The sequence below is a fragment of the Pseudoalteromonas sp. L21 genome (assembly GCF_021728035.1).
GTDB classification, from domain to species: domain Bacteria; phylum Pseudomonadota; class Gammaproteobacteria; order Enterobacterales; family Alteromonadaceae; genus Pseudoalteromonas; species Pseudoalteromonas arabiensis.
The window spans coordinates 264,867-278,443 of sequence record NZ_JAKKCV010000004.1 but is presented as its reverse complement, the minus strand read 5'-3'; the positions used below and the strand labels follow the sequence as shown (position 1 = coordinate 278,443).

Sequence of the window (13,577 nt, the reverse complement as noted above, 5' to 3'; positions counted from 1 at the left end):
TTAACTAATAATGGCGGCGATTTTAGCGCATTTACGTTATAAAATCTTGTGATTGTAACCCAGTGACTTATCTATTTTTCCATTTCGTGTAGAGGCCACTTTGTTAGGGTGTTTTATGTCATTCCAAGCTGTTACTTTGCCCGCTATATTCAGTGGTTTAAAGGTGATAGTTTGCTCTGTTTGAAGAAAGTTTTGAAGTAGTTTAGGACTTTGCTCATCAGCAACACTCAAAGACAAGAGCTGGTGCTCTCGCCCTCTAAAATACTCAGAAACTTGATTTTGGTGGCGGTTATAACACTGGGTTAGGTATTCGTCAGATTCAATATCGGACAAATTAAAACAGCCAAAAGTATCTAAGTAACAACGTTTAAGGTGAGTATTAAAGCCACCATCTTCTCGCATTAAGTTGGTGTGCATGCGTGTAAGCAGTTGCCTTATAGATGGCAGCCATTTAGTTAGCTCGCGCTCTAAATTAATAAATCTACAATTATCGAAGTGCTTGTCGAGTAGTTTATATTCATTGAACACTGGGGTATCGGCAATAACTTCTGCGTTGTGGATTGATTGTTGGGTATAAGCCGTGTGTGCTGTTTTATATCCTAGCTCTAAAAAGCTATGGCATATGCTGGTTGTGCCTGTGCGCGGCAAACCGATTATAAATATCTTATTTTTCATTCACAGTCTGTATGGTTAACCACAAAGAAGCATCGCTTACAGGGGTTAATGGAGGTAAATCTTTATTTTCTAATTCTATAATAGTCTTAGTGTGTATGCTGGCATTATTGATTGCTGCGCCATTATATTTATAAAAAAGGCGATCAAATTCGCCATTTTCACGCATGATATTAATACCCTTAGTGACTGCATCAGCAATTTTAGTGTTGTTCTTATTAAAAAAGAAATATATTGGGCTTGGGTATTTCAGCATGAGTTGTGGTAACACTTCAAGTTCCATGTCATTTTCAAATATTGCTTTTTCTATATCAACTTCCAGAATTGAACGAGGAAACAACTGCCCTCGCCCTTTATTTAGCATGTTAAAAAGTGACGTATAATCTAAAGAGGTAAATACAACGAGTCCGTTGTCTCGAAGTATTTTTGTATCGGGCCAGTCTTGCCCTTGAACGAAGTAAACCGTCTTTAAATCATCTAACGTGTGCAGTTGCTCTAGCTGCTTTAATTGCGATTGGGTTGTTAAAAGTAAACGCCATCCGTATAAACCTTTGAACAAAGGCACTCTTAATGGGAATAATCGTTGCTCTCGCTCAATCGTTGTCATGGTCCAGTTGACGTTGATCTCTCCACCAACTTCTATTTGTCTTAGTACACGGCTTTGGCCTAGAAGGTGTTTAGAAGGAGTTAGTATGAACTTTACACCACTATGTTCTAAAGCAGAGCGAAGTAAAATGAGCGGATAAAGCACCTCTTCATCTAAATTTGGCATGGTCTTAGGGTACACCACACGGAGCGTTTGATTATCTGAAGTTATGCTTGATGTTGAGTTGTCCATTTCTACACTTGCAAGCGCGCTTTGACAACATAAAAGAAAGGCAAGTGTAAAAACAGACGTTTGCATAAGCTAAATAACTCGCGTGATTAATAATAAAACTGCGCTTAGTATCATAGTTAAAAAGGTAAGCCCCATTCCAATAACACGGAATTTCAATTGATTTTCTGCTAGTGCGTAACTGTGGCAAATGCGTCCGACGACTAACATTAAACCTAAAACATAGCAGTAATGGCTTGAAAGACCTTGATACTCTACTAAAAATAGCAGAATCAACGAAAAAGGCACGTATTCGATAAAATTTCCATGGGTGCGAATTGCAGCATTTAATGTGCTGTCTCCGCCGTCTCCCAACGAGATTTTCTTTTTTTTGCGTAGGTTAATTACCCTAAAACTTAACTGGATGTACATTATTGCCAAAACGGCTGCAAATATTGAAACAATCACATTTTTTCCAAATTTTTATTTAACATTAGACGCTTAGCCAAGTTTATTGCTAGGCTGTTTGTATATTCTCAACTATTATGACTTGATCATATCGAAAGTCTAACTGTTCTTAAGGAAGTGCATGTTTACGCCAAGAAAATTAGCTGATAACTACCGAGAAATGATAAGCAGTATAGGGTTTTACCCATCTATGCTCTCGGTGATGTTTTTAGTTTTTGCTTTAGTGACAACGGCAATTGAGTATTCGTCTTTATCGATGGAATTTAAAGAGCTCATTGGTGTGTTACTGGTCGACAGTGAAGAAAACGCCAGAACCATCTTAAGCACACTAGCAGGCAGTATTATTTCACTCACTGTGTTTAGCTTTTCGATGGTAATGGTTGTATTAAATAGTGCCAGTGCCAGCCTGTCTCCCAGAGTACTTCCTGGCCTCATTACTCGTAAATCACATCAACTTGTACTGGGTTTTTATTTAGGTAGCATTATTTACACCATTATTATGCTTATTAATATCCGTACTATTGGGGATGGAGATACGGGGATCCCTTCTCTGGGCATCTTGTTTTCATTAATTTTTGGCCTTATTTCATTGGGCTTTTTTGTTTACTTTATTCACTCAATTTCTAAAGCAATTCAAGTGGATAATGTTCTCAACGATTTATTCAAGAATACCAAAGCGGAGCTAAAGAGTATTATTTCAATGCAGGAGGAGAACCCTGTTAACGACTTTCCTCGCTTTGATGATTGGCATAGCATTAAAAGTAAAACAGAAGGTTACTTTAAAGGTGCACACAGTGATAAATTATGTGCTTTGTGTAAGAAACATAACATCAGAATTTATATCTCGGTTAAACAAGGTTTTTTTACGGTTAAAGGTTATCCCTTTTTAAAGTGTGATACGGATTTATCAGATAAACCTGAACTTGTAGAAGAGCTGCTTGCTTGTTTTATTTTTTATATAGAAGAATACATTCGTGACCATTACCGCTATGGTATGACGCAAATTTCTGAAATCGCAGTAAAAGCAATGAGCCCAGGCATTAATGATCCTGGTACGGCAGTAAAAGCGATCGATATGTTGAGTATTCTACTCATTAAAAGGCTCAATATTAGCGATGTGAACTACTCGCTGAAGCATGCTGAGGGTGATAAGCCGTATTTATATCTGCACGAAACATCTTTTGACGAGCTATTGCACGATAACTTTACCCCTATACGCAATTACGCCAAGGGTGATGCTTATGTAATGGTTAATGTACTCGAAGCGTTTAAAAATATTCTATTCAGATCCTCTGAAAACAGTGAAGCCACAGAGAGCCTGTTCATTTATTTAGAAGCGATAGTAGAGGATATAGACCGTAATACAAGTAATGATTACGACAGAGAGCAAATTACCAACATGCTAAAAGCAATTGCGAGAATATCTGAAGACAAAGGGGAAAAATTGGTGGCAAAATTTACCACCAATTCAGAAGATTAATTTTCGATAAGGTAAACAGCGTAACTACTGGCCGTGATGGTGATTTCACCACTTTGATAGGCATCAGGCACGTAGTTACCTGATGCATCTGCGGCAACCATCATTTTTTCAGCACGCATATACGGTTGTACATCGGTCTTTAGAGGACTATTCGAAGCCGTATATAAACCTTTTAGCTCTACACCATAATCACTTGCAAGCTCTTTTGCTGCTGCTTTGGCATCTTTTATCGCGAGCTTTTGTGCTTGTTTGTGCAGCTCATCATAGCGGCTAGAAACAAATTGAGTTTGATTTATTTCATTAATACCTGAATCAACAAGTTGCTGTAATAATATTGGGTATTTCTTTAAGTCTTCTAGGGTCAGAGATAAGCTTCGCGTTACACGGTAACCTACAAAATTTTGTTTACCTGTTTCTCTGTTGTATTCGGTTTGTCTATCAATCGAGATATTAGAAGCATAAATACCTTTTTCATCTACACCTTGGCTTTTGGCTAACTTTATCGCTTTAGCCATAGTGGTGTCAGCTTTATTTTTTGCTGCTATTAGGTCTTTATCAACTTCGACGATAGCCACTGTCAGCTTGACGTTATCAGGAATAGCGGTAACGGTTGCTTGGCCTTGAATGTAGATATGAGGTGAATCAGGTGCTGATTGAGCAAATACATTTAAACTGATTGCACTGGCAATTGTGGCAAAAACGAACTTACGCATAATTCATGTTCCTTAACTTAAACTCCGTTCATTATCACCTTAAAGGGTTAATTCAATATGAACAAGGCGATTGCGCAAATTTTTTAATAACGATAAAAAAACAGGCTAAAAAGCCTGTTTTTTCTGAATAGAAATTAAGAATTAAATACTACGACGTTTGTAGTTACGGTATTCAGGTAACCAGTAATTCTTTTCGATTGCAGCCCATAGAGCTTCATCACTTAATTCTAATGCAACGCCCTCTTCCATCGCTTTTTTAGCGACAGCAAACGCAATACGTTTACTTAAAGCCTGAATCTCAGTTAAGGCAGGTAACAAACTACCCTTACCGGTATTAGCGCGAGGCGAAGACTCTGCTAACGTTTCACTCGAGACAATTAACATTGCATCTGTAATACGGGTTGCTTTAGCTGCAATAACGCCTAAGCCAATACCTGGGAAGATGTAGCTGTTGTTACATTGAGGAATTGGAAATACTTGGCCATTGTAATTAACAGGATCAAATGGGCTACCTGAAGCAACAATTGCTTGGCCGTCTGTCCACTCGATTACATCAGCAGGAAGTGCTTCAACTTGCTTCGAAGGATTACTCAATGGGAAAATAATTGGCTGTGCACAAGATGCATGCATTGCACGGATAACTTGCTCTGTAAAGAGTCCAGGTTGACCAGATACACCGATTAAGATGTCTGGTTGTGCACAGTGCATTACATCAAGGAGTGATGCGTACTCACCACTGTAAGTCCACTCGCTTAAATGTGCTTTCGGTTGAGCTAGTGCATCTTGGAAATCACGTAAACCTTCCATACCTTCAGTAAGTAGACCAAAACGGTCAACCATGAAGATTTGAGAACGAGCTTGCTCATCGCTAATGCCTTCAGCAACCATAGTACTGATAATTTGCTCAGCGATACCACAACCCGCAGAACCTGCGCCAACAAACACTACTTTTTGCTCAGAAAGCTTTGCACCTTTTACACGACATGCAGCAAGTAATGAACCTACAGTCACAGCTGCTGTTCCTTGGATATCATCATTAAAGCTACAAATGTCGTTACGGTAACGTTTCAGTAAAGGCATTGCGTTCGGTTGTGCAAAATCTTCAAACTGCAACAGCACACTAGGCCAGCGACGTTTAACAGCTTTAATAAATAATTCTAAGAATTCATCATACTCGTCTTGTGAGATACGCTTATGACGTGCGCCCATGTACATTGGGTCATTTAGCAGTTTTTCGTTATTCGTACCAACATCAAGCATTACAGGTAATGTATAAGCAGGGCTGATACCACCACACGCTGTGTAAAGTGATAATTTACCGATTGGAATACCCATGCCACCAATACCTTGGTCACCTAAACCAAGAATACGCTCACCGTCCGTTACAACGATAACTTTAACTTTACCTTTTGTAGCATTACGTAAGATATCATCAATTTGAAAACGATCTTCATACGAAATAAATAAACCACGGGCACTGCGGTAAATATCCGAGAATTTTTCGCACGCATCACCTACTGTTGGTGTGTAAATGATAGGCATCATTTCTTCAAGATGATCACGCACTAAGCGGTAGTATAAGGTTTCGTTGTTATCTTGAATTGCGCGTAAGTAAATGTGCTTATTTAGGTTGTCGCTAAAGCTTGAATATTGCTGATAACAACGCTCAACCTGCTCTTCGATAGTCTCGTAACGAGGAGGTAATAAGCCAGCTAGGTTGAAACTTTCTCTTTCTTTTTGTGAAAAAGCGCTGCCTTTGTTTAATAGCGGCGTTTCAATAAGGCCAGGGCCTGAATAAGGAATATATAGATAATTTGGATCGGTATTTGTAGTCATATTTCCAAGCTTTGATGCGTCATAATTATGACCTGACATTATTACTGTTGAAGGTGAAATTGCAATGACAATCCACCTTGTCAGACCATTGAAGAAAATGAATTTTATGCTCTAAACTGCATACTCTTTAGTATACATGAAAACTCAGCAGCTTTAAGGCTGCTGAGCACGTTTTTAATGGCTTTTATCACTTAAAGCAATACCTTCACGACGCGGATCAGCAGCGCCGTAAAGTTTACCCTCTTTTAGTTCAACAGCATGTAAACCAGAGTTTAAATCTAAGATGCGAACATTGTGTCCACGGTTAACAAATTCAGCTTTATGATTTGCAAGCTCGGTGCCTTTTTCAAGGCTGGTATAATTATTTCGGTTTGTAATGCGTGGTAAGTTGATCGCCTCTTGCGCGTCTAAATTCCAATCGAGAACACCAATAACCACTTGCGCTACATAATCAATGATACGACTACCACCGGGTGAACCAACCACTAAGCGCAAGCTACCGTCTTTGTTAAACACCATGACTGGCGACATTGAGCTACGCGGGCGTTTACCTGCTTCAACACGATTTGCTAAAGATTTACCATCTTTTGTTGGCGATAAAGCAAAATCAGTCAGTTGATTATTTAAAATATACCCATTTACCATAACTGTTGAACCAAACGCCATCTCAATTGAACTGGTCATCGAAACTGCATTGCCTTCACTGTCAACAATAGATACATGACTTGTTGATGGCAATTCATACGCATCATCTTGTGCATAAGCAAGTGAGTTAGGTGGCGTGCCTGCTTCGGCATGAACATCTTTCTCTGAAATAAGTTTAGCGCGACTGGTAATGTACTCTTTGTTTAACAAGCCTTCGGTAGGGATTGCCATAAAATCAGGGTCACCCATGTATACATTTCTGTCGGCAAAAGCTAAACGCGATGCTTGAGTAAAATAATGAAGTGCTTGTACTGAGTTAGGTTCAAGCTTTGCCATTTCTTTGTGCTCAAGCAAGGCTAGAATTTGTAACACAGCAACTCCCCCACTGCTTGGTGGAGCCATTGAACACACTTCATATTGATGATAATCAACACACACAGGTGCACGTTCTTTGCTTTGATAGCTTGCTAAATCCTCTACGCGAAGTGTGCCTGGCGCTACAATTGAATTTTGCACTGCATGAACAAGTTGTTGTGCATTTTCGCCTTTGTAAAAAGCATCAATACCGCGTTTTGCTATTTCTTTATAAAGTGCTGCAAGCTCAGGGTTTTTCTTAACAGTGCCAATAGCGAGCGGCTTTCCGTCTGGAAAAAAGTAATCACGAATAACGGGCAACTTTGTAACACCAGGGTTTAGTTCTTTAGCTAGTAACTTGTGCAGGCGAGGTGACACAACAAATCCTTGTTCTGCAAGCGCAATTGCAGGTTGAAATAGCGTTTGCCAAGAAAGCTTGCCGTAGCGCTTATGAGCTGATGCAAAGGCATGTAAAATACCCGGAACACCCACTGAGCGACCACCAACCACCGCTTCAATCCATTTTACCGCTTTACCGTGCTCATCTAAAAACAGCGTTTCATCCGCATTACTAGGCGCAGTTTCACGGCCATCAAAACTTGTTAAACTCTTTGACTTATTATCAAAGTACATCATAAAGGTGCCACCACCTATGCCTGATGATTGTGGTTCAACTAATGTAAGAACGAGTTGAGTGGCGATTGCCGCATCAACTGCTGTACCGCCTAGCTCAAGCATTTTTTGCCCTGCTTTTACAGCATAAGGATTGGCTGCTGCGACCATATATTTATCGCCTTCAACGACCTGCTTATCAGCAAATCCCGTTGCCGCTTCTGGTTCTCTTGTTTCAATTTTTGCCGGTGCAGCTAAAAGTGTTGAACAATACAGTAATGAAGAAGAGAGCACGATAAGTGCTTTGGTTTTAAAAAACATAAAAACTAAATCCCGGTTGTTTAATTGGCATCTTGGTGTGAAACGTGCACAATATGCAAAAAATCTCTAAGCCATAAAAATAACATGATCAACCTGCCCCTGAAACCACTATATGTACTTCCTCCTTTATGTTTAATCTTACTAAGCACTTTTTTTGCGGCATTTAATCTTAATGATTATTTAGAATTTAACCGGTTGTTAGTTACAAATGGTGAATATTGGCGGATTTTCACGAGTCAATTCGTTCATGCAAATTGGCCTCATCTTTTCTTAAATTGCGCTGGTATTTTTTTAATATGGGCATTACATGCTGAGCATACATCACCATTTAGATACGCTTTTAACATCGCTGTTCTTGCACTTTGGTGTGGATTAGGGGTGTGGTTATTTTGCCCTGATATTTATATTTATACGGGACTTAGTGCATTACTGCATGGTGTAATAATTTGGGGCTCGATAAAAGACGTACAAGCAGGCCTCTTTTCAGGCTGGTTGTTGTTCGTAGGCACATGGGCGAAAGTTATTTGGGAGCAAATTGCAGGCCCTAGTGATTCAGTAAGCCAATTAATTGCATCAAATGTGGCTATAGATGCCCATCTTATTGGTGCACTTGGTGGCACAGTACTGGCTTTGCCAGTATTTATAAATGTTTTAAAGTCTACATATAAAAACAGCCACTAATAAGTGGCTGTTTTGTATAAGTCCAAAAACTAAAGCGTTTCTTTGAACAACTTATAAATACGACGGTATTCATCTAACCAGCTTGATGGCTGTACAAAGCCATGCGGTTCAACTGGGAAAATAGCTGTTTCAAAGTTTTCTTTTTCAAGCTCAATTAAACGTTGTACTAGGCGCACAGAGTCTTGGAAGAATACGTTGTCATCAACCATAGGTGCGTTGATTAATAAGCGATTTTTCAAACCTTCCGCAAAATAAATTGGTGAACTCTTCTCATACGCAATTGGGTCAACATCTGGGTGATTTAAGATGTTCGACGTGTAAGGACCATTGTAGTGAGCCCAATCAGTTACCGGACGAAGCGCTGCACCTGCTTGAAATAAATCAGGTTGTGTAAATAGCGCCATGAATGTCATGAAACCACCGTATGAACCACCGTAGGTGCCTACCGCTTTTGTATCTACGTTAGCGTTGTCTGCCATCCAGCTTACGCCGTCTGCTAAATCTTGAATTTCTGGCGTACCCATTTGTCGATAAATTGCTGTACGCCAATCACGGCCATAACCTTTAGAGGCACGGTAGTCCATATCCATGACTACGTAGCCTTCTGAAGCCAATAGTGAGTGGAACATAAACTCGCGGAAGTAACCAGACCAACCCATGTGTGAGTTTTGTAAGTAACCTGCACCATGGTTAAAGATAACCGCTTTACGGTTTTTGCCTGTCTCGCCTTCTTTATAATCAGCTGGGTAATATACTTTTGCGTAAATTGGCTGATCAGTGTGGCTTGAAGGCACAGCAACAATCTTAGGTGCAATTAACTTCTTCGCTAAAAACTCATCAGATACCGTGTGCGTTAACTGAGTTGCTTGGGTATTTGCTTTTGCATCAGCAACGTAAAGCTCAGGTGGCGACATAATCTTAGAGTGGGTTAGCAATAGTTTGCTTTCATCTGGACTTAACTGGTAGTCGGTCATGCCATCAAGGTTAGTGATTTGCTCAGACTCACCGTTTGCAGGGTTTACACGATAGATTTCGTAAAGACCTGGGTGCTCAACGTTAGCTTTGTAGTAAATTGCTGAGTTATCAGCCGTTAACGTTAAGTTAGAAACAACAAATTGGCCTTTAGTAAGCTGCGTTGCTTTACCGTTAAGTGGCTTTTTGTAAATATGGCTGTAACCAGACTCTTCAGATAGATAGTAAAGCGTATCAGAGTTGTTCAACCAACCAAAATCGTTGTATGCATAGTTAACCCACGCATCGTCATGTAAACGGTGCTGTGAAACAAGTTTGTTGTTTTGTGTATCAACAGTCGCTAACCAACGGTCTTTGTTGTCCCATGCTTCAAGCATAAGAGCCACGTGTGAACCATCTGTGTTCCATTGGATTGCACTTTGATCCCAACCCCAATCCATCATTAGGTTGATAGCACGCGGCGCTTTTTCAGACTTGTAAGTTTTGCCATCACGAGCGAAGTTTTCTTTCTTAACAGCTGCAAGAACGTCTTCATCAAAACCAGGTAAGGTATCGAATGCAAGGGTTGTTTGCTCGCCTGATTTAAGGTCGATGTAAATAACATCTGAGCTGATTGGTTTTTCATCCGCAACGCGACGACGTACTTTTTCAGCTTTTACGCGCGCATCATCGGCAATGTAATTAGGCATGATATCGCCTTCATCGCGCCATGAGCGGTTTTCAGTGGTAACTGCAACGAGAGCTTGACCATTTGGTGAAAGCTGCACGTCTGCCAAACGTTTATCTTTACCTAAATAGAACTGTGAATTAGCAATACTGTCGTTTTGCTCATTAATTTGCTCTTTACGCGCTTCACGATCTTTTTTGTTTTTGTGAGTCAGCGCAATGTAATCAATTAGTTTGTGCTGCTCTTTTGCAATATACGTGTCTGGCTCTTGCACACCTTTAGGTGCATCGTCTAGGTGTAAGTTAACTAACTCAACTTGACGACCTGTTGCCAAATCAACTTTATAAAATGCATTACCTTGGCGATACGCAAGGCTGCCATCCGTTAAAAACTGCGGCTTTGATTGCTGTGCGCTGTCGTGTGTAATTTGTGTAATTTGACCAGTGCTTAGGTTTTTAACAAAGATATTACCTTCAAATGCATAAGCCTGTTGCTTTTTATCAGCCGAGTAAACTGCGTTTTTTGCACCTACGGTGTGTAATTTGTTTAACGTTAATTGTGATGCAGATTGGCTATTAACCGCTTGCACATATAAATCACGTAACTCACTACCCTGTTGCTTTTGTACATAAACAATGCTGTTAGAATCACCATTCCAGAAAGCACGCTCTGGCTGACGGCCTAACCAATCAGGGTGAGCCATTGCTTGCTCTAACGTGATTTCAGCTGAGCCTGTGTCAGCAGGGGTAACAACAACAGGGGCTACATTGTTTACTTGTTCTTCAGAAGGTGTTGAGGCGGTTGATTGACAACCAGCTAGCATAAAGCTAGATGCGACTGCGAGAGCCACTAACGTTTTATTAGCAGTGGTTTTGAATTTCATAGTGCTTCTTACGGGGTTATTATAATTCGCCTTATTTAAGCAGAAGCACTGATGAAATAGCAATTTTTATAGGATAAACAGCCAAACTTTTCCGTTTAATAACAGCTTATTTCAAGCTAATATCAAGCCATACCATACGATGATCAGATGAGGCATTACGATCTTTAATCAAACGGTATAATTCTGAGCTTTTTACTGGCCAAAATACCCCGCCGTCATTGATCTCAATACCGTAATTAGAAGGGAGTACGTAATCAGCACGGGCTTGCCAATAGGCCGTGTAATTTTTTGCATATTCTTCTTTATAGGACTGTTTAGCCCCTTTGCTAGAAGGGGTAAATGAAGTATTCACTAGAGGGTTTTTCAAAATTTGGTCAGTTGTTTCAGGACGAGCTTTACCACCTTCAGGTGCCGCATTTAAATCCCCAACAATCACAAAGCGGCTTTTCGCTTTTAAGCCCCCTTTTTGGCCTTTGTCATCATAAATGTAGTTCGCATTATTGATGTAATCAGCAATTAGGCGCACTTCATCGTGATTACGCTTACCGTTACGGTCTTCATCACCATCAAAAACTGGCGGTGTTGGATGTGAAGCTAGTAGATGAACCGTTTTTCCTTTTACATCAATCGGTAAATCCCAAAATGATTTAGAGCTTAGGTGGATTGCTTGCCATTCCTCAGCAGAATACCAGTTTTTACCTGTTTTAGGGTCGATGGGCATTTGCGCATTTGGCATGTCTTTATATTTGAATGTTTGTAAAGTACGTGCTTTATCTAAACCAATTGGGTAACGTGACAGTACTGCCATCGCATAATGCCCTTCAAAGAAGCCAAAGCCCTGCGCGTCGCCTTTGTAATGCCCCTTTACACCATCGTTATCTAGATCAAATTCAGTAGCTAAACCCGTATTGACTGGTGCAATAAAATAATATGGATAGTCAATTGCAACCTGCTTATTTTGCGGTACTTGCAGATAGTTTTTGCGAAAAACGTTAATGCCTTTTTCAGCATCAATATAATCAAACTCGTTCAGTAGAATTACATCTGGTCTTACACGTTGAATAATTTCTGCTATGTTGCGAATTTGCTGGTGGTTACTCGCTAATGCTTTGCTTAAAGCATCTTTATCGACCGCCTCACCTTTTTTAGCATAATTTGTGGCGTCCATGCTCACGTTGAAAGTGGCAACACGCAGATCTGCAGCCGCTAAATTATTAGCAAACAAGCCTGTAGCAAGTGCTATTGAAGAACTTAATAAGGAATTTTTCATGAAATAAATCCGTCTACTATTAGTAGTAAAATAATACTGCTGACAATGATCCATAAGATCATCGCCATGATAAAAGGTTTAATGCCCGCTTGTTTTAAAACTGAAATTGATAAGCCACTGCCGATTAAAAATAAGGTCATTACCAAAACTTGCTTAGCACCTATGTTAAGGGCGTGCCACAGTGTTTGAAACTCTGGAAAACTTGAATTAATCAGCGCAGCAGCCAAGAAGCCTATAATAAACAAAGGGATACTGGCTTTTTCATCAGACTTCCAAAATACACCTGCGATACTCGTATACGGTATGATCCACATCGCTCTGGTGAGCTTAATGGTTGTTGCAATGGCAAGCGCAGATGCGCCATAAGCCGCGGAAGCCCCCACTACACTGCTCGTGTCATGAATAGCCAGTGCCGCCCAAACCCCAAACTGATGCTCAGTCAGGCCAAAATAATGACCAATCATCGGAAATAACACTAAACCAAGGGCATTTAATAAAAACACCACGGCTAATGATATCGCCACTTCGTGATCTTTGGCCTTAATTACAGGCGCCATTGCAGCAATGGCGCTACCACCACAAATAGCAGTACCAAATGAGATGAGTACGCCAGTATTTTTATTTAACTTAAATAACTGCGATAAAATTTCGCCAAGGCCAATAATCGCGGTAATACTAACGATTGTAAGCACAATAGAGCTACGCCCTACTTCTATTACTTGGCTAAAATCAACAGCAAAGCCTAAGCCAATTACCGCCAACTTTAGCATCCATTTACTCATTTTTTGTGACTGCGCTGCAAATGGATTACCTAATAGCATGGCAAACAAAGCACCTACTACAAGTGCCGTAGCTGAGCCAACAAATGGCAAAGCAGATGCTAAAAATAACGTAATAAATAGTACTTGTTTTGGGCGTTCGGCTATCACAACGGTGCTCTGATCAATCTATTGGTTAACTTATGCACTACAGGTGCGACAAAAATAACGGTAGGAAATGCCACACAAAAAGCAAAAGCCCATGCTTTAAGCCAAATGGTTGCAATGTTATCAATTAAACCAACGTTAAAAATGCTGATCACTAAAGACATAAATCCAGACATAAACAGCGCCATAAAAAACGCAAATACGACTGTTCTAAATCGAGGATGTAACATAACAAGCTAATATTAATATAAAAATATTAGTCT

At 40.1% G+C, this 13,577-nt stretch carries 12 protein-coding genes; 2 read left to right on the top strand and 10 right to left on the bottom strand.

What is annotated here, in order from left to right:
- Positions 1-36 precede the first annotated feature (36 nt).
- From L3V41_RS13085 to L3V41_RS13075, 3 genes are all read right to left on the bottom strand, one after another.
- Complete coding sequence (locus L3V41_RS13085) at positions 37-675, bottom strand: sulfotransferase (protein WP_193988822.1); 639 nt, start codon at positions 673-675, stop codon at positions 37-39.
- Complete coding sequence (locus tag L3V41_RS13080; protein ID WP_228074460.1) at positions 665-1,510, bottom strand: transporter substrate-binding domain-containing protein; 846 nt, start codon at positions 1,508-1,510, stop codon at positions 665-667. The genes L3V41_RS13085 and L3V41_RS13080 overlap by 11 nt, the downstream gene beginning before the upstream one ends.
- 69 nt (positions 1,511-1,579) lie before the next feature.
- Positions 1,580-1,954 (bottom strand): MAPEG family protein, encoded by a 375-nt coding sequence (locus L3V41_RS13075; RefSeq protein WP_237114087.1) that lies wholly within the window; start codon positions 1,952-1,954, stop codon positions 1,580-1,582.
- A 121-nt stretch (positions 1,955-2,075) separates the two neighbouring features.
- Between L3V41_RS13075 and L3V41_RS13070 the strand changes: the two genes are divergently transcribed.
- Positions 2,076-3,434 carry a DUF2254 domain-containing protein gene (locus L3V41_RS13070; protein ID WP_062569092.1) on the top strand — a complete coding sequence of 453 codons (1,359 nt, stop codon included), beginning with the start codon at positions 2,076-2,078 and terminating at the stop codon, positions 3,432-3,434.
- On the opposite strand, the gene L3V41_RS13065 is transcribed toward L3V41_RS13070, so the two are convergent.
- From L3V41_RS13065 to ggt, 3 genes are all read right to left on the bottom strand, one after another.
- The gene (locus L3V41_RS13065; RefSeq protein WP_237127893.1) at positions 3,431-4,147 is read right to left on the bottom strand and encodes an SIMPL domain-containing protein; all 717 of its coding nucleotides are present in this window, start codon (positions 4,145-4,147) and stop codon (positions 3,431-3,433) included. The genes L3V41_RS13070 and L3V41_RS13065 overlap by 4 nt on opposite strands.
- A gap of 141 nt (positions 4,148-4,288) precedes the next feature.
- Positions 4,289-5,983 (bottom strand): NAD-dependent malic enzyme, encoded by a 1,695-nt coding sequence (locus tag L3V41_RS13060; protein ID WP_062569404.1) that lies wholly within the window; start codon positions 5,981-5,983, stop codon positions 4,289-4,291.
- Between the two features lie 174 nt (positions 5,984-6,157).
- Complete coding sequence (gene ggt / locus L3V41_RS13055; protein ID WP_237127887.1) at positions 6,158-7,915, bottom strand: gamma-glutamyltransferase; 1,758 nt, start codon at positions 7,913-7,915, stop codon at positions 6,158-6,160.
- A gap of 84 nt (positions 7,916-7,999) precedes the next feature.
- Here ggt and rrtA point away from each other — a divergent pair, with 84 nt between their 5' ends.
- Entirely contained in the window at positions 8,000-8,596 is a 597-nt protein-coding gene (gene rrtA, locus L3V41_RS13050) for a rhombosortase (RefSeq protein WP_062569094.1), read from the top strand.
- Between the two features lie 29 nt (positions 8,597-8,625).
- Here the strand turns inward: rrtA and L3V41_RS13045 are convergent, their stop codons facing one another.
- The 4 genes from L3V41_RS13045 to L3V41_RS13030 all read right to left on the bottom strand — a co-directional run bounded on the left by L3V41_RS13045 (position 8,626) and on the right by L3V41_RS13030 (position 13,544).
- The gene (locus L3V41_RS13045) at positions 8,626-11,118 is read right to left on the bottom strand and encodes a prolyl oligopeptidase family serine peptidase (protein ID WP_237127886.1); all 2,493 of its coding nucleotides are present in this window, start codon (positions 11,116-11,118) and stop codon (positions 8,626-8,628) included.
- Positions 11,119-11,224: 106 nt separating this feature from the next.
- Entirely contained in the window at positions 11,225-12,388 is a 1,164-nt protein-coding gene (locus L3V41_RS13040; RefSeq protein WP_237127885.1) for an endonuclease/exonuclease/phosphatase family protein, read from the bottom strand.
- Positions 12,385-13,317 (bottom strand): putative sulfate exporter family transporter, encoded by a 933-nt coding sequence (locus tag L3V41_RS13035; protein ID WP_083515304.1) that lies wholly within the window; start codon positions 13,315-13,317, stop codon positions 12,385-12,387. Before L3V41_RS13035 ends, L3V41_RS13040 begins: the two co-directional genes overlap by 4 nt.
- Positions 13,314-13,544, bottom strand: coding sequence for a DUF2798 domain-containing protein (locus tag L3V41_RS13030; protein WP_062569098.1), 231 nt, complete (start codon positions 13,542-13,544; stop codon positions 13,314-13,316). The genes L3V41_RS13035 and L3V41_RS13030 overlap by 4 nt, the downstream gene beginning before the upstream one ends.
- Between the last annotated feature and the right edge of the window lie 33 nt (positions 13,545-13,577).